We start from the raw sequence: 18,761 nt of genomic DNA on the forward strand, positions 1-18,761 counted from the left end.
GTGCCGGCGCAGTACGTCAGTGCTTGGCCCGACTCGGCTGCACCCGCTTGGGTTCGCCGGCCATCTTCGGGTGCTCAGGAGGGTAGGGGAGGTCGCCGAGCCCGTGGTCCCGCTGGTCGCGGGCGGCGAGCTCCAGCGCGGCGGTGATGTCGAAGGCGTGCTGGTCCATGTCCGCGTGCAGGTCCCCGACCTCGGCGTAGCGGGTCGGCATCGTCACGACGTCGAAGTCCCGCGGCTCGACGGTTTCCGTCTCCTCCCAGCGCAGCGGCGCGGAGACGGGAGCGTGCGGGAAGGGACGGACCGAGTACGCGGACGCGATGGTGCGGTCGCGGGCCATCTGGTTGTAGTCGACGAAGATCTTCTCCCCGCGCTCCTCCTTCCACCACGCGGTGGTCACCCGCTCGGGCTGCCGACGCTCCAGCTCGCGCGCGACGGCGATGGTCGCCCGGCGTACCTCGACGAAGGTCCACCGGGGCTCGATGGGAACGAAGACGTGCAGGCCACGACCGCCGGAGGTCTTGGGCCAGCCCTGCAGGCCGACCTCGTCCAGCACCTCCCGGAGCACTTGGGCAGCGCGCGCGGCGTCGGCGTAGTCGGTGCCGGGCTGGGGGTCGAGGTCGATCCGCAACTCGTCGGGGTGGTCGGTGTCCGCGCGGCGCACCGGCCAGGGGTGGAAGGTCAGGCACCCGCGATTGGCGGCCCAGATCAGCGCCCCGACCTCGCTCGGGGACATCTCGTCGGCGTGGCGCCCGCTGGGGAAGGAGATGCGGGCGGTCGGGATCCAGTCCGGGAGGTCCTTCGGGACGCGCTTCTGGAAGAACGACTCGCCGCCGATGCCCTCCGGGTAGCGCTGCAGGGTCGTCGGACGGTCGCGGAGCGCGCGCAGCGCGCCCTCGCCGACCGCCAGGTAGTACTGGACCAGGTCGAGCTTGGTGAGGTTCCGATCCGGGAAGTAGACCTTGTCCGGGTGGGTCACCCGCACGGTCCGCTCGCCGACCTGCATTTCCAGCGCGTCTGCCATGCCTTCACGCTAGAACCGCTCCCGGGGGCGCGCCTCCGGACCGTGCCGGGTATCAGACCGACCGGCACATGGTGGCTGGCGTCGCGCCACCAATGCCGGTCGGTCTCGGTATGAACGGCCGGGCTGCCAGGGGGCGCCGGGACGCCGACAGTCCCACAATCGGCTCATGGACCTTCCTGTGATGCCGCCGGTGAAGCCGATGCTGGCGAAGCCGGCGTCGAGCATTCCGCCCGGAATGCAGTACGAGGCCAAATGGGACGGCTTCCGCGCGATCGTGCACCGCGACGGCCCGGAGATCGTGATCGGCAGTCGCAACGGCAAGCCACTCACCCGCTATTTCCCCGAACTGGTGAGCGCACTGCTGGAGCAGTTGCCGGACCGCTGCGTCCTGGACGGCGAGATCGTCCTCGTGACCGGGGACCGTCTCGACTTCGACGCCCTGCAGGAGCGGATCCATCCGGCCGAGTCCCGGATCCGTCTGCTCGCCGAGCGCACGCCCGCCTCCTTCGTCGCCTTCGATCTGCTCGCACTCGGCGACGCCGCGCTGCTGGACACACCGCTGCGGGAACGTCGCCCGGCCCTGGAACAGGCGCTGGCGGGCGCGACCCCGCCCGTGCACGTCGCCCCGGCGACGATGGACCGGGCCGTGGCCGAGGAGTGGTTCAGCCGCTTCGAGGGCGCCGGTCTCGACGGCATCATCGCCAAGTCGCCGGACCTGCTCTACCGCTCCGACCAGCGGCTGATGGTGAAGGTCAAACACGAGCGCACCGCCGACTGCGTCCTGGCCGGCTACCGCGAGCACAAGAGCGGGCCAGTCATCGGCTCGCTCCTCCTCGGACTGTACGACGCCGCCGGCCGGCTCCAGCACGTGGGCGTCTGCGCCTCCTTCCCCATGCGCCGACGCGAGGAACTGATGGCCGAGCTGGCCCCGCTGCGCATGGCCGAACCGCAGGAGCACCCCTGGGCCGACTGGGAGAGCGAGGCGGCGCAGGCGACGGACCGGATGCCCGGCGCGCAGAGCCGGTGGAGCGCCGGCAAGACCCTGGAGTGGACGCCGCTGCGTCCCGAGCGCGTGTGCGAGGTCGCCTACGACCACATGCAGGGCGACCGCTTCCGCCACACCGCCCAGTTCCGCCGCTGGCGTCCCGACCGGGAACCGCAGAGCTGCACCTACGCCCAACTCGACGAACCGGTCCGCTACGACCTCGCGAGCGTCCTCTCACCCGGCTGACCACGGCCTGTCCGGCCGCCCGGCCTGACGACCTGGGCCGTCAGCGCTCGAAGGTCACCGTCACCGGCGCGTGGTCGGACCACCGCTCGGCGTGCGTCGCGGCCCGCTCCACCCGCGCCGAGATGGCGCTTCGGGCGATCCCCTCGGTCGCGAAGACATAGTCGATGCGCCAGCCGGAGTCGTTGTCGAACGCGCCGCCGCGGTAGGACCACCAGGAGTACGGCCCGGCGACCTCGGGGTGCAGGCGGCGGACCACGTCGACATAGCCCACTTCGTCGACGACCTGACTGAGCCAGGCGCGCTCCTCCGGCAGGAAGCCCGCGCGCGTGCGGTTGGCCCGCCAGTTCTTGAGGTCGACCTCCTGGTGGGCGATGTTCCAGTCGCCGCACACCAGGACCTCGCGGCCGTCGGCGGCGGCGCGCTCGCGAAGGATCTTGAGGTGGTCGAGAAACTCCGCCTGGAAGCGCTCCTTCTCGTCCTGGCGGGGCGTGCCGACCTCGCCGGAGGGGAGGTAGAGGCTGGCCACGGTCAGGCCCGGGAGGTCTATCTCGGCGTAACGGCCGCTCCGGTCGAACTCGGCGGAGCGGAAGCCGATGCGCCGCGCCTCCGGTTCGGCACGGGAGAGCAGGGCGACTCCCGCACGGCCCCTGGCGACGGAGGGGGCCCAGAGGACGTGCCAGCCCTCGGGGGTGCGGACGTGGTCGGCGAGCTGCTCGGGCTCGGCCCTGACCTCCTGCAGGCAGACGACGTCGGCGTCGGTCGCGGCCAGCCACTCGACATAGCCCTTGCCGGTGGCGGCGCGGAGGCCGTTGACGTTGGCCGTGGTGACGGTGAACGTGGTCATGATTCCCTGCGGGGTCGGTGTGGTCGGACCGGCCCATTGTCCCCCGATGGCCGCAGCGCCTCAGCGCCGGGTCACCAGGGGGCGACGAACAGGGTCTGCGCGGCCCGGCCGATCATCGACTTCTCGTCCATGAGCATGCTGTCGGTGAGACCGACCCCGGCCTGGTCGATGGTGGTGCGGGAGTCGAGGCCGACCCAGTCGCTGATCGGCGCACGGCGCAGATGGACCGTCAGATCGGCGTTGACGTAACGGAACCGGGTGATGTCCAGCTCGCCGGAGATCCCGTTGCCCGAGTCGGCCGCGGTCAGGACCCGGCACAGGCCTGAGGTCTCCTCGTCGGCGACCAGGGGGTGGCGCATCCGGAACCAGCAGGCGGCCGGGCCCGGTTCGGTGAAGGAACCGGAGGCGAAGCGGACCTCCATGGCGGTGTGGTAGCCCTCGTCCCAGCGAACCGGGAAGGAGCCTTCCGGGGTCTGCTCCGGAGCCGCCGTCGGACGGGGGACGTCGATCTCGGGCGCGGCCCCGTCCACGATGCGCATCCGCAGTGCCGTGGCCCGCATCGCGACCTTTCCGTCCGGGCCGCGCAGTTCCGCCTCGACGCGCTCGACGTTGCGCCCGGCCTCGGCCGGCCGTGCGGCGACCGTGACCTCGGCGATGGGGACCGGGCGCAGGATCTCGAAGGTCATCCGCACGACGCGGAAGCCGGGGCGGGCGTCGGGCAGTCGCTCCACGGCCCGCCCGAGCAGCGCCGCCGGCGGGCCGGCGTGCTGGGCGTCGGGACTCCACGGGCCGCGGGTCAGCCCGGTCGAGGCGAAGCGCCCGTCGCCCAGGGGGAGGTAGAAGGCATCTGGGGTGGCCATTACCGCAGAGTAGCGTGGCGCACCGCGGGGTGGGCAGGCCGGGTTGACCCCAGGGGTCCCTTCCGTGCGGGGTGGGCCGTCGGCCATGCTGTCGGGGTGGACCCTCCGGGTGGGGTGTTGGGGGTGTCCGTGTTGTTGGGAATGTTGAGGATGTCGTGGAGGGAGTGAGCGGCGTTGCTGACACGTACCCGTCTGTTCGGTGGGCGGACCAGGGTGACGTTCCGGTTGGGCGCGGAGGAGCCGGACGGGACGGTGAGTGTGGTGGGTGACTTCAACGGCTGGCAGCCCGGTTCCGCCGAGCTGGTACGCAGGCGCAACGGCACCAGGACGGTGACCGTGACCTTCCCGCCGGGGGAGCACCGGTTCCGGTACCTCGCCACCGGCGGGCGGTGGTTCGACGACGAGAGCGCGGACCGGATAGACCCCCAGGGGAGCCTGATCCGGGTCGGCTGACCACGGCGTGACGAGGCGTCAGCCGCTCGCCTCGCCACCGGTCGCGGGCCTGCGCCCGTGGCGCATGAGGACGGCGACGACCAGCCCGAGCAGTCCCGCGCAGGCGGCGAACAGCAGGCCGTCGCGGTAGCCGGTGTCCGTGTAGAGGCCCGGGAGGACGTGGTACCCGCCCGTCAGGGAGGCGGGCACGCCCGTGATGGACACCTTGAACTCGGCCGGATTGGCGGCGAGGAACGCCGTGAGCACGGCGGTGCCGACGGAGGTGGCGAGGCTGTTGACGACGCCCAGCATCCCCGCGCTGATGCCCTGTTGGCGCGCCGGCACCGCTTCGACGATGAGGTTGGGAGCGGAGGCGTAGAAGGAGCCGAAGCCCAGGCCGAAGATGATCGCGATCACGGCGTACTGCCAGGCGGAGTGCGCGAAGAAGGCGTACAGCACGGTCGAGAGGGTGAAGGTCGCCATCGCCACGATCAGCGGCAGCCGTGGCCCCACCTTGCGCGACCACTCTCCGGCCGCACCGCCCGAGAGCATGCCGGTGCCCCCGGAGAAGACGGCCGAGTGCAGGCCGTAGCCGAGCAGGGTCGCGCCGAGCCCGTAGGCCATCAGCCCGTTGAAGCCGATGTGCAGGATCGGCGCCTGGGCGGCGGTGAGCCTGCCGCCGGATCCGGCGATGACCTGGCTGGTGACGAGCTGGGTGAGCTGGGCCCGGCCGGGGGTCTGCAGCATGTAGGGGATGGAGTAGCCCTGCACGCCGACCACCACGCTGCCGAGCAGGGCGGCGAGCAGGACCACGCTGACCCTGGGCGAGAACAGCAGCTTCAGGTCCATGATCGGCTGAGCGGTGCGGCGCTCGACCGCGACGAAGGCGAGCAGCAGGGCGATGCCTCCGGCCATCCAGCCCCAGGCGGTCGGACGCCCCCAGCCCCAGGTCGCGCCGTTCGAGAGGTAGAGCAGGACCAGGCCGACACCGGTGGCCAGCAGCAGCGCCCCGGTCACGTCCAGCCGCTGCTGGGTGCGCAGCGGCGACTCGGGGACGACCAGGACCAGAAGCGGGACCACGACAGCGACGAAGATCAGCAGAAACCAGAACAGCGACCGCCAGGAGTAGTGGTCGAGCAGCCAGCCGCCGAGCAGCGGGGCGACCAGCGCGGACATCCCCAGTCCGGTGGCGATCACGCCGATCGAGGCGGGGATGTAGCGGCGCGGCAGGATGTCGCGGAACAGCCCGTACGCGACGGTGGGCGCGCTGATGGCCACGGCCTCCAGGGCCCGTCCGACCAGGAACAGCGCCCAGGAGCCGGTCAGTGCGCAGAGCAGCGTGCCGACCGCGAAGGACGCGCCCGAGATCAGCATCATCCGGCGCTTGCCCCACAGGTCGGACATCTTGCCGAAGATCGGCGTCGTCGCGCCGCCGACCAGTCCGAAGATGATGACCATCCAGCTGATGTTGGCGCCCACGCCCGGAAACGACGGCGCGATGTCGCGAGCGGCCGAGGCGACCATCGTGTACTGCAGGGCGGCGATCTCGGCGAAGAGGACGACGACCGCGATGACGGCGAAGATCCGGAGGCGTGAGGCGCCTTCGAGGCGTGCCGTGGGCGGTTCCGGGGCGGTGGTGGGGACGGGCTCGGGGGTGGCGGTCCGGCCGTCGGGGTCCTGGGCCTGGGTCACGGGGCGGCTCCTTGGAGCTGGGTCGCGGAGGTCCCCGAACGGTCGTCCGCAGCAAGTATGTAACAGGTCGTCAGAAAGAAGGGAAGGCAAAGGGGAGGAGGCGATCCCCTGCACGTGGCGGCGGTCGCGGCAGCGGCCGGCGGCGGGCAGGCGGGGCGGCTGTCCGTCGGTGCCGGGCGTCTGGTTGAATGGGGCCATGAAGCCGTATGCCGTCGACGCAGCCCGGAGCGGGAGGACGAGGCGTCTTGACCTCGACCTCGAGCCGTTCTGGCCGTCCCGGCAGCCCTTCCACTTCGACGAGACCTGTCGCCGCTCGCCCGGCGCGCAGGTCCGCGTAGGCGGCTGAACGGGCACCACGGCCCGCACTTCATCTTCAGCACCGACTCGCAGGCGACCACTGGCGCGCAGACGATCTCCCACGTCTCTTTCGCGCGAAAGCGAGTTCTGCCATGCCGAACGTCTCTCCGCTGGCCACCCCGCACACCCGGACCGTCACCGCGCTGGTGCCGGGCTCCGCCTCCCCCTCGTCGTCCGCCGGTGCCGGCGCCACCGGTGCCAGTGCCACCGGGCATGCTGCCGCCGGGCATTCCGCCACCGGCGTGCCCCGACTGCGTTCGGTCGGTGCCGGGGGGCATCCCGGGCACGTCCCGGTCCCCGCAGCGGCTCTCCCCCCGTCAACCGGGGTCTTCCGCCTGCCGGAGGGCGCGGTCGTCGCGACCTGGCCGCAGGCCGCTCTGCCCGAACAGCTCGCCGCCGTGCTCCCCGGCGTCGGCGCCCTCGGCGGTGCCGACAGTGCGATGGTGGGTTACCTGGTCCTGGTCCCGGCCGGAGCCTCGGTCGGGTTCCCTGGCCTGGCCGCCGCCCCAGCCACCGCCTCGGCCCCGCCCGCTGCCCCGTCCGTTGCCCCGCTCCTCGCCGCCGTCGCGCCTGCGCCCGTGCAGGCAGCAGAGGAGCAGGTCGGCATCCAGTTGGACGTGGAGCGCCGCACCGCGCGGGTGGACGGCGAACCGCTCGAACTCACCTATCTGGAGTTCGAGTTGCTCGCGCACCTGACGGCCCATCCGCACCGGGTGCACACCCGCGACCACCTGGTCAGCGCCGTGTGGGGGTACGGGCACGTCGGTGACGGGCGCACCGTGGACGTCCATGTCGCGCGGCTGCGCCGAAAGTTGGGCGCGGACTACCGGAAGGGCATCGTGACGGTCCGCCGCGTCGGCTACAAGTACGTTCCCCCGAAGGCGGGTTGACCGGAGCTGGCAGAACCGGAGCGGGCAGGTCAGCTCTCGCTGACCTGCCCGCCGTCGACGACGATGCGCCGCGTGATCTCCACCGCCTCCAGCATCCGCCGGTCGTGGGTGACCAGCAGCAGCGTGCCGGTGTAGGAGGCCAGCGCGGACTCCAACTGCTCGATGGCCGCGAGATCCAGGTGGTTCGTCGGCTCGTCCAGGACCAGCAGGTTTACGCCCCGGCCCTGTAGCAGCGCCAGCGCCGCACGGGTGCGCTCGCCGGGGGAGAGGGTCGCCGCCGGGCGCAGCACATGCGCGGCGCGGAGGCCGAACTTGGCCAGCAGCGTGCGGACTTCGGCCGGAGGAAGGTCGGGCACGGCCGCCCCGAAGGCGTCCAGGAGCGGCTGATCGCCCAGGCTTTGCTGTCCCAAGCTGTGTTTTCCGAAGATGTGCCCCCGCGCCTGGTCGACCTCGCCGACCACCACGCCCGGGCCGAGTGACGCCTGTCCCGCGTCCAGGGGCAGCCGTCCCAGCAGCGCGGCGAGCAGCGTCGACTTGCCCGAGCCGTTGGCGCCGGTGATCGCGACCCGGTCCGCCCAGTCGATCTGCAGGTCCACCGGGCCGAAGGAGAAGTCGCCGAGCTGGACCCGAGCGCCGCGCAGCGTCGCTACCACCGAACCGGAGCGCGGCGCTGCGGCGATCTCCATCCGCAACTCCCACTCCTTGCGCGGCTCGTCGACCACGTCCAGCCGCTCGATCAGCCGCTGCGTCTGCCGGGCCTTCGCCGCCTGCTTCTCGGTCGACTCGGTCCGGAACGCCTTGCCGATCTTGTCGTTGTCGGGGGCCTTGCGGCGGGCGTTCTTGACGCCCTTCTCCATCCAGGATCGCTGGGTGCGGGCGCGGGCCTCCAGCGAGGAGACGGTGTCCGCGTACTCGTCGTACTCGGCGCGGGCGTGGCGGCGCGCGGTCTCGCGCTCCTCCAGATAGGCGGCGTAGCCGCCGCCGAAGTGGTTGACCTGCTGCTGGGCCAGGTCCAACTCCAGCACGCGGGTGACCGTGCGGGTCAGGAACTCGCGGTCGTGGCTGATCAGGACGGTTCCGGCGCGCAGGCTGGTGACGAAGGACTCCAGCCGGTCCAGCCCGTCCAGGTCCAGGTCGTTGGTGGGCTCGTCGAGCAGGAACACGTCGTAGCGGCTGAGCAGCAGGGACGCCAGACCGGCGCGGGCGGCCTGGCCGCCGGAGAGCGCGGTCATCGGCAGGTCGAGGCCGACGGTCAGGCCGAGGTCCGCGGCGACCTGCTCGGCGCGCTCGTCCAGGTCCGCGCCGCCAAGCGCCAGCCAGCGGTCCAGCGCGGTGGAGTAGGCGTCGTCCGCGCCGGGGGTGCCGTCCACCAGGCCCTGGGTGGCGGCGTCCAGCTCGGCCTGGGCCGCGGTGACCCCGGTGCGGCGGCCGAGGAAGTCCCGTACCGACTCGCCGGGGCGGCGCTCCGGCTCCTGCGGGAGGTGGCCGACGGTCGCGGAGGGCGGGCTCAGACGCAGCGAGCCGGCCTCGGGGGCGTCCAGGCCGGCCAGCAGGCGCAGCAGCGTGGACTTGCCCGCGCCGTTGACGCCGACCAGCCCGACGACGTCGCCCGGGGCGACGACCAGGTCGAGGTCGGAGAAGAGGACACGTTCACCGTGCCCGGCGGTGAGGTCTTTGGCGACGAGAGTGGCAGTCATCAGGGGGCCGATCCTATCGGGAGCGACGTGTGTGGTCGGGTGCGGCATGATCGGTGCAGTCGACGAGAGGCAGGCAGGGACGTGGGCGACACCAACGGCGTGGACCAGCAGCGTGGTGACGAAGCGGTGCGCTTCACCTCGGAGCTGATCCGGATCGACACCAGCAACCGGGGCGGCGGCGACTGCAAGGAGCGCCCCGCCGCCGAGTACGCCGCCGAGCGGCTGGCCGAGGCCGGCTTGTCGCCGCTGGTGCTGGAGTCCGCGCCCGGCCGTGCCAACGTCGTCGCCCGGATCAGCGGCAGCGAGCCCGAACTGCCCGCGCTGCTCGTCCACGGCCACCTGGACGTCGTCCCCGCGCAGGCCGCCGACTGGAGCGTGCCGCCGTTCAGCGGGGAGATCCGCGACGGCGAGGTCTGGGGCCGGGGCGCCGTCGACATGAAGGGCATGGACGCGATGATGCTCGCCGTCGCCCGCGCCTGGGGTCGCGAGGGCCGGGGACCGCGCCGCGACGTCGTGTTCTGCTTCACCGCGGACGAGGAGGACAGTGCCGCCGCGGGCGCCGACTGGCTCGTCCGGCACCACGCCGACCTGTTCGAGGGCTGCACCGAGGCGATCGGCGAGTCCGGCGCCTACACCGTGCACACCGTCGGCGGGCAGCGGCTCTACCCGGTCGCGGCCGGCGAGCGCGGCACCGCCTGGCTGCGGCTGACCGCACACGGCACAGCAGGTCACGGCTCCAAGCCGAACCGGGCCAACGCGGTGACCCGGCTGTCGGCGGCGATGGCCAGGATCGGCGAGTACGAGTGGCCGGTGCGGATCACCCCGACGGTGCGGGCGTCGCTGCTCGCGCTGGGCGAGGCGACGGGCCTGCCGCTGAGCGCACGCGAGGTGGACGACCCCGGCTTCGACGCGGACGGGTACGTCGCGCGGCTCGACCCGGCGGCCGTGAAGCTGGTCGCCGCGGCCATCCGCAACAGCGCCAACCCGACGGTCCTGCAGGCCGGTTACAAGACCAACGTGATCCCGGGACTGGCCGTCGGCGAGGTCGACGGGCGCACCCTGCCAGGGGCGGGCTCCGTCGCCGAGTTCGAGGCCGTGCTCGACGAGCTGACCGGCCCCGACGTGGAGTGGAGCTATCTGCACGGGACGACGGCGCTGACTGCCCCGGTGGACGCGCCGATCTTCGCCGCCATGCGGGCGGCCCTGCTCGCGCACGATCCGGGCGCGAGTGTGGTGCCCTTCTCGATGACGGGCGGGACTGACGCCAAGCAGTTCTCGGAACTCGGCATCGCCGGGTACGGCTTCTCGCCCCTGCGCCTGCCGCCAGGATTCGACTTCCAGGGACTGTTCCACGGAGTGGATGAGCGGGTTCCGGTGGACGCCCTGCACTTTGGCGCGGCGGTGCTCGACGACTTCCTGAGCACGGTGGGGTGACCCGCTCTCCGCTACCACTCGGAACCATCACCACCGCGCGACCGTTTGCCGGGTGCGAGGCGGATTGACACGGTAGCGACAGGGAACGACGGGGCCGAACGATGCGGCCGTACGAGAGGTGGCAGGGAATGCGGCGGACGCGGGGAAGCGCAGTCGGGGTGGCGCTGGGCGCGGTCACGGCCGGAACCGTCGGGGCACTGGCCTGGGCGGCCCGGGAGATGCCCGCCGCGTTCGGCGGCGATCCGAAGGCGGGGGAGCGCGGTCAGCGGATGCGCGACTCGCCCCGATACCGGGACGGCGTGTTCCACAACGTCTCTGAGCCCGAGTCCGGTGCGCCGCGCGGGCCGGAGGGCGGCGCCCGGACGATCCTGAAGGAGATGCTCTTCGGGAAGCAGCTGCGGCACCCGTCCCGGCCCATCCCGGTGGTGCGGGACGCGATCCCGGAGGCCGCCGACGCGGCGCTCTCGGTCACCTGGTTCGGGCACTCGACAGCCCTGGTCGAGATCGAGGGACGACGGGTGCTGCTCGACCCGGTGTGGAGCGAGCGCTGCTCCCCGACCCAGTCGGTGGGACCGCGCCGCATGCACGAGCCGCCGGTGGCACTTGACGCGCTGCCCAGGATCGACGCCGTGGTGATCTCCCACGACCACTACGACCACCTCGACATGCGCAGCATCCGCGAACTCGCCCGTACCCAGGAGGCGCGGTTCGTCGTGCCGCTGGGCGTCGGGGCGCACCTGGAACGGTGGGGCGTCGAGCGCGACCGGATCGACGAGCTGGACTGGGAGGAGGAGACGCGCATCGCCGGCCTGCGGCTGGTCTCCACGTCGGCGCAGCACTTCTCGGGGCGCGGTCTCGCCAACAACGGCACGCTGTGGAGCTCCTGGGCGATCATCGGTGCCGAGCACCGGGTCTTCTACAGCGGCGACTCCGGTTACTTCGACGGCTTCGCCGAGACGGGCCGGCGGCACGGGCCGTTCGACCTCTCCCTGATTCAGATCGGCGCGTACAGCGATCACTGGCGCTCGGTGCACATGACGCCGGAGGAGGGCGTGAGCACGCACCTGGACGTCACCGGGCTGAACGGGCGGGACCCCGAGGGACATGCCGGACTGATGGTGCCGGTGCACTGGGGGACCTTTGTGCTCGGGCTGCACGACTGGTCGGAGCCGGTGGAGCGGCTGTGCACGGACGCGGACGAGCGGGGAGTGCGGGTGGCGGTGCCGCGTCCCGGGGAGCGGGTCGAGGTGGCCCGGCCGCCGAAGCTCGACCACTGGTGGCGTGCGGTGGTATGACGCGGGGTGTGAGGCGCGGTGGTGTGACGCGGGGTGGTGTGACGCGGGGTGGTGTGACGCGCGGTGGTGTGAGGCGTCCGCCGTCACCTGAGGCGGGCGGGCGCCGCCGGCAGGGGAAGCGAGGACCACACGATCTTGCCCCCACCGGCCGTCCGGTCGACGTCGCAAGCGCCGCCGGCCTCCGCGGTGATCGCCTTGACCAGGAGCAGGCCCCGCCCGCCCGTTCGCCCGAAGTCGTTCTGCAGGGCCTTCGGGCGGTACGGGTGATTGTCCTCCACGGAGAGCCGCACCCAGCCGGAGCCGATGACCACCTCCACGACGATCTGCGGGGACAGCAGCGCGGCGTGGCGTACGGCGTTGGTGACCAGTTCGGAGATGATCAGCAGCATTCCCTGGACCAGGTCCTCGTACAGGGGACCCGTCAACCCCTGCGCGATCAGCAGGTCCCGCACGGCGTGCCGCGCCTGCGGCACCGAGGCGTCCACTGCCGGGGCGGCGAACCGCCAGACCCCCTCGACCCCGAGCCCGCCCGGTGACAGGTCGGGATGCGCGGGGTCGACGGCCCCGAAGTCGGGGTCGGAAGGGACGTCTCCGCGGACATGCATCTCTGTGCCGCCATCCTCTACGCGCACGAGCCCTGAGGGGCCCCCGGCTGCCAACGCCGTTCGGCTCATCCGATATGAGACCGTGTCGCTACGGAGTGCGCCGAGCTGGATGCACAAAGTGGCCACTTTGTGACGCTTCGGGATTGGCTTTGGCGAAAGACAGACCACTTCGCATCGGTTCGCGACGATAGCCCGGCGGGCGATTGCTCGCTGCCCCGCCGACCAGGCGGAGACGGCCCCGGGGACGGTCAGGGGCTCGGTCAGGGGCACTCCGTTTTCTTGGTATTGTTTCCCCTGTCAGCGCGACGGAGACGGCGCGATGACCACCCGGTCCGGGTGGCGGAATGGCAGACGCGCTAGCTTGAGGTGCTAGTGCCCTTCGGGGCGTGGGGGTTCAAGTCCCCCCTCGGACACTCCCAGAGACACATCAACGGTGCGGTCCTCGATCTGATCGAGGACCGCACCGTTGCGCGTTGGCGGGCTCGCCTGCGGGAGCCGAAGCCGTCACGCCCGCAGCAGACCGTTGTAGACGGCTTGGCTGGAGGCACACGGCGAGACGCCGAGCTGGTCACGAAGCACCTCACGCAGCTCGGCGTAGACGCCGAGCGCCTCGGCCACGTTGCCCTGGTCGGCGAGGGCTCGCATGAGTACCTGGTAGGCGCTCTCCCGGAGCGGAGCCAGACGCACGAGCTGCCGACCCGCCCGCACCGCGGCAGGGAGTTCCGTCCCGCCAGTGCCCAGTGCGGCGGCCGCATAGGCCTCCAGGGCCCGGACCCGGACGTCGGCCAGCTGGTGCCGCTGGTCGTCGACCCAGGGCGCGTCCTCTCCCGGCAGGAACTCACGTTCGGCGATGAAAAGTGCCACCAGCGAGGGGCCCCAGGCGCGCTTCCACTCGTGCAGGGCGACCTGGGACTCGGCGCGATGAACAGCCTCGGCCGCGACCTCCACGTCGACCCGGTCGCCGTTCTCCAGCCGTAGACGCAGACTCGACCGGCCGTCGAGGACTCCTGGTCCGAGGAGCTTGCGCAACTTCGAGATCAGAGCGTTCAGCCCGGTATCGGTGGCCGCGGGGAGCCGGCGGGGCCAGAGGGCCTCGATCAGCTCGTCACGGCTGGTCGGCCGGTGGCGCTTGAGGACCAGATAGGCGAACAGCAGTCGCCCCTGACGCCCGGGCAGACGACCTTCGAGGCGCTCGCCGTCCCGCTCGATGACGGTCGGCCCGCAGAGCTGGATCCTGGTCCGTGGCGACGACACCAAGGTCATGCCAACATTTTATCAACATTGTTGGCCTACAACGTGGAGGAGGAGGAAGCGATGGCCAGGATCATCCGATGCGAGTGTGGGTACGTGGCCCGGGGCGACACCGACGACGAGGTGATCGCCGCGATCCGCAGCCACATGGGCACCGACCATCCCGCCCTCTTGACAAGCGTCAGCAGGGAGGACCTGCTCGGCTGGATCCAGGTGGAGTAGCCCGGACGTCGAGTAGCCCAGACCAAGAGGAGGCTGGACATGGTTGCTCTGGACACGGCGGTGAAGCCTCATGCGACATCCAGGTCTGCGGTCCTGGTGGACCGGGACTGGGTCGAGGAGCATCTCCACGATTCGAGGGTGCGGCTGGTGGAAGTGGACGTGAGCCCGGCGTCCTACGACGAGTGGCACATCGAGGGTGCCGTGCTGTGGAACGTCTACCGGGACCTCAAGGACGCCGACTACCGGCTCGTGGACACGGCGGCGATCGAACGTCTGCTGGTTCGTTCCGGCATCACCCCGGATACGACCGTGGTCTTCTACGGCTATGCGCCGGCCATGGGCTTCTGGCTCATGAAGCTCTACGCCCACGGCGACGCCCGCATCCTCGACTGCGGGCGGGCAACGTGGCAGGACGAGGGCCGGCCTCTCAGCCAGGACGTGGGTAGCCCGGCCGCCGGCAGCTACTCCCTCACCGACGAGGACGATCGGATCCGCGCCCACTGCGCCGAGGTGGAGCAGGCGATCGGCGACCCGGTCTGCACCATCGTCGATGTCCGAACCGGGCCGGAGTTCCGAGGCGAGCGGTTCTGGCCGTCGGGTGGACTCGAGGAGGGCGGACGCGCCGGCCACATCCCCTCGGCGGTGAACGTCACCCTCGACGGTCTCCTCGACGATCGCGGCTCCTACCGGAACGGCGCTGACCTTCAGCAGGTCTTCGCTCCGCTCGACCTCTCCGGCAGCGGGGAGCTGATCTCGTACTGCACGATCGGCGGTCGTGCCTGCACCGCCTGGTTCGTGCTCACCTACCTGCTGGAGCGCGAACACGTCCGCGTGTACGACGGATCCTGGGCGGAATGGGGACGCATGCCGGAGACGCCGGTGGCGTGACGAACCGTCAGGAGTCTGACGGGCTCGGCCACGCACCTTCGGAGGCAAGGTCGAGGACGAGGGCGGCGATGTTCCAGGCGTCGTCCTCGCCGCTGTGGTGGCGTCCCTCGAGCGGGAGCCCGGCGAGCGTCAGGGCCTGGGCCATGCCGGGGCGTTTGCGCAGTCCGTGGGCCTCGGTGAAGACGAGTTTGGCGTTGGTGTGCCGGTGGCCGAAGGGGTACACGGTGCCGGTGGCCCGGCACTGCCGGGTGAACTGGTGCCGGTCGTAGTCACCCCAACTCGCCCACTGGCGAGAACCGGACCGGTGCTCGGCGGCCAGCAGGCGGCAGGCCCGGTCGAAGTCGACGCCGGTGTCCACCTCGGACTGTGTCAACCCGGTCAGCTCGGTGCAGAAGTCGCTCACGGTCGATCGTGACGGGCGCACCAGAATGCGGTGCCGGCCCACCCGCTCGCCCCGGCCGAGGTCGACGACGGTCAGGCCGATCTCGATGATCTCGCTGACCGCCCCGGGCGGCGGTTGGCCGTCCCAGCACGTCGCCTCGACGTCGACGACGTTCAGCAGTCCCTCGGCACTGTCCATGCCGCCGAGCGTAGACAGCCGACCACCGGCTGGTCACCCTGGTTTCCGTCGGCGGCGCGCGGAGGCGCAGGCGAGTACCGGCCGGAGCCTGTCGCGACCGCTGCGGCAGTGCCATCATGACGGGTTCAGTTGCATGACTCGGCAAGGGAGACATCCTGGTGGCTCGTACTCCGCTGCGCCCGGTCCGGTGGTCGCCTCCGCCAGACGCCGATCCGGTGCGCCGCCGCACCGCGGTCAGGACCCTGCCGCCGGTCACGCTCCTCACGATCCCCGGGGAGGGGCCCGAGCACGTCACAGTCGACGCCGAGGGTCGCATCATCACCGGCCTCGCCGACGGCCGGATTCTGCGGATCAGCGCCGATGGCGGCCGGGTCGAGACGCTCGCCGACACCGGCGGGCGCCCGCTGGGCATCGAGCTCTACGGGGACGACGCTCTCCTGGTGTGCGACGCGACCAGGGGTCTGCTCCGACTCGATCTCGGTGACGGCAGCACGGACGTGCTCTGCGACTCGGTACAGGGCGAGCCGCTGGTGCTGTGCAGCAATGCCGCCGTCGCCGGGGATGGCACGATCTACTTCACCCAGTCGTCGCGCCGGTTCGGCTTTGACGACTACAAAGGCGACCTGATGGAGCACTCCGGCACCGGTCGCCTGCTGCGCTGTCGGGACGGCAAGGTCGACGTCGTCGCTGACGGGTTCCAGTTCGCCAACGGCGTGGTCCTCGCACCGGACGAGGCCAGCGTGATCGTGGCCGAGACGGGTGCCTACCGGCTGACCCGGCTGTGGGTGAGCGGTGAGCGCGTCGGGACGAGCGAGCCGTTCGCCGAGGTGCCGAGCGGCTTCCCGGACAACCTCACCGTCTCGGCGGACGGGCTGGTCTGGGTCGCGATGGCCAGCCCCCGCGACGCGCTGCTCGACCGACTGCAACCCAGGCATCCGATGTATCGAAAGGCGATCTGGGCGCTGCCCGCGCGGCTGCAACCCGGTCCCAAGGACATCGCCTGGGTGATCGCGTTCGACGCCGCCGGTCATGCCGTCCACGACCTGCACGGCTGGGGCGTCGGCTACCGGGCGGTCACCAGCGCCCGCGAGCACGCCGGCCGGCTCTACCTCGGCAGCCTCACCGAACGCGCCGTCGCGGTGGTCGATCTCGACCGCTTGAGAAGCAGGTAGGGGATCGCTTTCACCAGCGGCTGCCCGCCTCGGTTCTGGCGGGTGACCTGGCGGGCGGCCGTTGCCGCGGGCCGGGCGTCTCGGCAGCCGGGCCGGGGGACAGGCCGGTGGAGGAGTCGGGGGGAGTCGCGGTGACGACGCCCAGCGGGGCGGGGTCGGTGTCGGGTAGGGGCAGCACGACGGTGAACACCGCGCCGGGTCCCTCGCTCACGCTGATGCTGCCCGCCTGGCGCTGCACCAGCCGGTGCACCATGGCAAGCCCCAGGCCGCGCCGGGCGGTTCCCCGGTCGGGGCGGGTCGACCAGCCGTCCTCGAAGATGGAGTCGGCGGCCCCCTGGGGAATGCCGGGCCCGGTGTCGGCGACGCGCACGGTCACCGCGTCCTCCGACTCGACGATCGACAGCCGAACCTCCGGGCCGCCGGGAGGAGCCGGGGCGCCGGCCGCTGCGTCGACCGCGTTGTCCAGCAGGTTGCCGACGATGGTCAGCAGGCGGCGCAGGTGCGGCGGCTGCTCGCCCAGACGGGAGCCCTCGCTGAGGACGATCCGCACTCCCCGTTCGGCGGCGACCGTGGTCTTGGCGATGATCAGGCCCATCATCAGTGCGTTGCCGATGTGCTCGCGTACCGACTCGGCGAGCGCTGGCTCGGCGCGGGCGGACTCCACCGCGAACTCGACGGCCGCCTCGTGTTCGCCCAGCTCGAGCAGGCCGGTGAGGATGTGCATGCGGTTGGAGAACTCGTGCTGCTGCGCACGGAGTGCGTCGGTGAGGCCGCGAACCGAGTCCAGCTCGCGCAGCAGGCCGACCAGTTCGGTGCGGTCCCGTACCGTGACCACGGCGCCCAGTTCGCGACCGTGTCGCGACACCGGCATCCGGTTGATCACCAGGCAGTGGCTGTCGGTGAGCACGGTGAGGTCCGTTCCGCTCAGGGTGCCGTCCAGCGCCTGCCGCAGGCGGCCTTCGGGCAGGCTCTCCTCGTCCAGGACGGAGCCGAGTGCGGCCGTCAGGCCGAGCAGGCGCCGGGCCTCGTCGTTGACGACGGTGATCCGCCCGTGCGGATCGAAGGCGATCACCCCCTCCCGGATGCCGTGCAGCATCGCCTCCCGGTCCTGGAGCAGGCCCGCGATCTGTTCCAGTTCCAGGCCGAAGGTGGAGCGCTTGAGCCGGCGGGCCAGCACGTAGGAGGCGATCGAGCCGACGACCAGGGCGATTCCGGCGTACAGGCCGAAGGTGGGCAACTCGCGGAGCACCTCGCCGACCACAGCCCTCTCCGGGATGCCGACCGAGACCTCGCCGAGGAGGGTGCCGCTGGGGGCGTAGAGCGGCGCCTTGCCGTTGGCGGACCGTCCGGTCGCACCCTGGTCGATGCCGACATGGCCCCTGCCGTCCAGCACCGCGATCGGTTCCGTGACGGGCTGCCCGATCAGGGCGGGGATGGGGTGCGAGTGGCGGACGCGATTGAGGTCGATCACCACGACATAGGAGGCACCGGAGGCCTGCCGGATCCGTTCGGCGGCCGTCTGTACGGGGCCGCCCGCACCGCCCGTTCCGCCGTGCGCCATGGCGTCACGAATCTGCGGGTCCGCGGCGGCGGTCCGGGCGATGGCCAGAGCCCGCTGCTCGTAGGAGCGGTCGAGCGCGCTGCGCTGGGCGAAGGCGAGCAGAACGAAGCCGATCACGCTGGTGATCGCGAGGATGACCAGTTGGCCGGCCAGGATCCGCGTGGACAGCCTGTGCTTGCGGGTGCGGCGCTCAGTGCCCGTGCGGCGCTCAGGGCGGGTTGTGCGCCCGTGCAGGATCGACAGTCCGGGCATCTGACGCCCTCCGTCCCTGCGGATGATCACCGCCCGGCGCAGGCGGCAGTGCAGGCGCCTTGCCATGGTCGCGCCCGGGCACGACAAGCGCGCCGCGCCGCTTCTTCAGGTTACTACCGGTCACCCGGGGCGCAGCCGTCCTGGGGGCTCGACCAGAACGGTCGAGGGGCGCGGTCGAGCTGGGCTGCTGAGCAAAACGAGCAAAACCATGACCTATGAGATAAACCAACGAAATGATCCCAAGAATTCCCTCATTCGTTTTTCCGGTTTACGTTTCTAGTACCCGTAGGACATATGGGTGACAAATACCCACTTTCCGGCGGCGGCCCCAGGGAGAGCCCGGGGCGCTCACACTGCGAGGAGGTGACGACAGTGCGCCAGATCCAGATCCAGATCCAGCTCCAGGACCGCCGATCGCCCGGCCGGCCACCGGCTCCCGAGCCCGACCTGCGTACGCCGTCCGGGCACCCGCTGCCG

At 71.5% G+C, this 18,761-nt stretch carries 17 protein-coding genes and 1 tRNA gene; 9 read left to right on the forward strand and 9 right to left on the reverse strand.

What is annotated here, in order from left to right; genetic code table 11:
• Positions 1-16 precede the first annotated feature (16 nt).
• Entirely contained in the window at positions 17-1,021 is a 1,005-nt protein-coding gene (gene ligD / locus ABIA33_RS10185) for a non-homologous end-joining DNA ligase (protein WP_370079549.1), read from the reverse strand.
• Between the two features lie 166 nt (positions 1,022-1,187).
• On the opposite strand from ligD, the gene ABIA33_RS10190 reads away from it, so the two are divergent.
• Complete coding sequence (locus ABIA33_RS10190) at positions 1,188-2,252, forward strand: ATP-dependent DNA ligase (protein WP_370079551.1); 1,065 nt, start codon at positions 1,188-1,190, stop codon at positions 2,250-2,252.
• Between the two features lie 40 nt (positions 2,253-2,292).
• Here the strand turns inward: ABIA33_RS10190 and ABIA33_RS10195 are convergent, their stop codons facing one another.
• Positions 2,293-3,096 carry an exodeoxyribonuclease III gene (locus tag ABIA33_RS10195; RefSeq protein WP_370079553.1) on the reverse strand — a complete coding sequence of 268 codons (804 nt, stop codon included), beginning with the start codon at positions 3,094-3,096 and terminating at the stop codon, positions 2,293-2,295.
• 71 nt (positions 3,097-3,167) lie between these two features.
• Complete coding sequence (locus ABIA33_RS10200; protein ID WP_370079555.1) at positions 3,168-3,956, reverse strand: thioesterase family protein; 789 nt, start codon at positions 3,954-3,956, stop codon at positions 3,168-3,170.
• Between the two features lie 174 nt (positions 3,957-4,130).
• Between ABIA33_RS10200 and ABIA33_RS10205 the strand changes: the two genes are divergently transcribed.
• Entirely contained in the window at positions 4,131-4,409 is a 279-nt protein-coding gene (locus ABIA33_RS10205; protein ID WP_370079557.1) for an isoamylase early set domain-containing protein, read from the forward strand.
• Between the two features lie 18 nt (positions 4,410-4,427).
• Here the strand turns inward: ABIA33_RS10205 and ABIA33_RS10210 are convergent, their stop codons facing one another.
• Positions 4,428-6,080, reverse strand: a complete 1,653-nt coding sequence (locus tag ABIA33_RS10210) for an MFS transporter (RefSeq protein ID WP_370079559.1) — start codon at positions 6,078-6,080, stop codon at positions 4,428-4,430.
• A 449-nt stretch (positions 6,081-6,529) separates the two neighbouring features.
• Between ABIA33_RS10210 and ABIA33_RS10215 the strand changes: the two genes are divergently transcribed.
• On the forward strand, positions 6,530-7,327 hold the full coding sequence (locus tag ABIA33_RS10215; RefSeq protein WP_370079561.1) for a winged helix-turn-helix domain-containing protein: 798 nt from the start codon (positions 6,530-6,532) through the stop codon (positions 7,325-7,327).
• 29 nt (positions 7,328-7,356) lie between these two features.
• Here ABIA33_RS10215 and ABIA33_RS10220 read toward each other — a convergent pair whose 3' ends face one another.
• Positions 7,357-9,024, reverse strand: coding sequence for an ABC-F family ATP-binding cassette domain-containing protein (locus ABIA33_RS10220; RefSeq protein ID WP_370079563.1), 1,668 nt, complete (start codon positions 9,022-9,024; stop codon positions 7,357-7,359).
• 81 nt (positions 9,025-9,105) lie between these two features.
• Here ABIA33_RS10220 and ABIA33_RS10225 point away from each other — a divergent pair, with 81 nt between their 5' ends.
• Complete coding sequence (locus ABIA33_RS10225; RefSeq protein ID WP_370079565.1) at positions 9,106-10,458, forward strand: M20/M25/M40 family metallo-hydrolase; 1,353 nt, start codon at positions 9,106-9,108, stop codon at positions 10,456-10,458.
• A 128-nt stretch (positions 10,459-10,586) separates the two neighbouring features.
• The gene (locus ABIA33_RS10230) at positions 10,587-11,753 is read left to right on the forward strand and encodes an MBL fold metallo-hydrolase (RefSeq protein ID WP_370079567.1); all 1,167 of its coding nucleotides are present in this window, start codon (positions 10,587-10,589) and stop codon (positions 11,751-11,753) included.
• A gap of 83 nt (positions 11,754-11,836) precedes the next feature.
• Here ABIA33_RS10230 and ABIA33_RS10235 read toward each other — a convergent pair whose 3' ends face one another.
• Positions 11,837-12,358, reverse strand: coding sequence for an ATP-binding protein (locus ABIA33_RS10235; protein WP_370079569.1), 522 nt, complete (start codon positions 12,356-12,358; stop codon positions 11,837-11,839).
• A 330-nt stretch (positions 12,359-12,688) separates the two neighbouring features.
• Here ABIA33_RS10235 and ABIA33_RS10240 point away from each other — a divergent pair.
• Positions 12,689-12,771 (forward strand) — tRNA-Leu (locus tag ABIA33_RS10240).
• A gap of 91 nt (positions 12,772-12,862) precedes the next feature.
• On the opposite strand, the gene ABIA33_RS10245 is transcribed toward ABIA33_RS10240, so the two are convergent.
• Positions 12,863-13,621 (reverse strand): BTAD domain-containing putative transcriptional regulator, encoded by a 759-nt coding sequence (locus ABIA33_RS10245; RefSeq protein WP_370079571.1) that lies wholly within the window; start codon positions 13,619-13,621, stop codon positions 12,863-12,865.
• A 51-nt stretch (positions 13,622-13,672) separates the two neighbouring features.
• On the opposite strand from ABIA33_RS10245, the gene ABIA33_RS10250 reads away from it, so the two are divergent.
• Both ABIA33_RS10250 and ABIA33_RS10255 read left to right on the forward strand, forming a co-directional pair.
• On the forward strand, positions 13,673-13,831 hold the full coding sequence (locus tag ABIA33_RS10250; RefSeq protein ID WP_370079573.1) for a DUF1059 domain-containing protein: 159 nt from the start codon (positions 13,673-13,675) through the stop codon (positions 13,829-13,831).
• A 39-nt stretch (positions 13,832-13,870) separates the two neighbouring features.
• The gene (locus tag ABIA33_RS10255) at positions 13,871-14,719 is read left to right on the forward strand and encodes a sulfurtransferase (RefSeq protein ID WP_370079575.1); all 849 of its coding nucleotides are present in this window, start codon (positions 13,871-13,873) and stop codon (positions 14,717-14,719) included.
• Positions 14,720-14,726: 7 nt separating this feature from the next.
• Here ABIA33_RS10255 and ABIA33_RS10260 read toward each other — a convergent pair whose 3' ends face one another.
• Positions 14,727-15,299, reverse strand: a complete 573-nt coding sequence (locus ABIA33_RS10260; RefSeq protein WP_370079578.1) for an exonuclease domain-containing protein — start codon at positions 15,297-15,299, stop codon at positions 14,727-14,729.
• Between the two features lie 158 nt (positions 15,300-15,457).
• On the opposite strand from ABIA33_RS10260, the gene ABIA33_RS10265 reads away from it, so the two are divergent.
• Positions 15,458-16,471 carry an SMP-30/gluconolactonase/LRE family protein gene (locus tag ABIA33_RS10265; protein ID WP_370079580.1) on the forward strand — a complete coding sequence of 338 codons (1,014 nt, stop codon included), beginning with the start codon at positions 15,458-15,460 and terminating at the stop codon, positions 16,469-16,471.
• Between the two features lie 10 nt (positions 16,472-16,481).
• Here ABIA33_RS10265 and ABIA33_RS10270 read toward each other — a convergent pair whose 3' ends face one another.
• Entirely contained in the window at positions 16,482-18,284 is a 1,803-nt protein-coding gene (locus ABIA33_RS10270) for an ATP-binding protein (protein ID WP_370079582.1), read from the reverse strand.
• Positions 18,285-18,761 lie beyond the last annotated feature (477 nt).

Origin of the sequence: Streptacidiphilus sp. MAP12-16 (assembly GCF_041262165.1) — a bacterium.
Taxonomy (GTDB): domain Bacteria; phylum Actinomycetota; class Actinomycetes; order Streptomycetales; family Streptomycetaceae; genus Streptacidiphilus.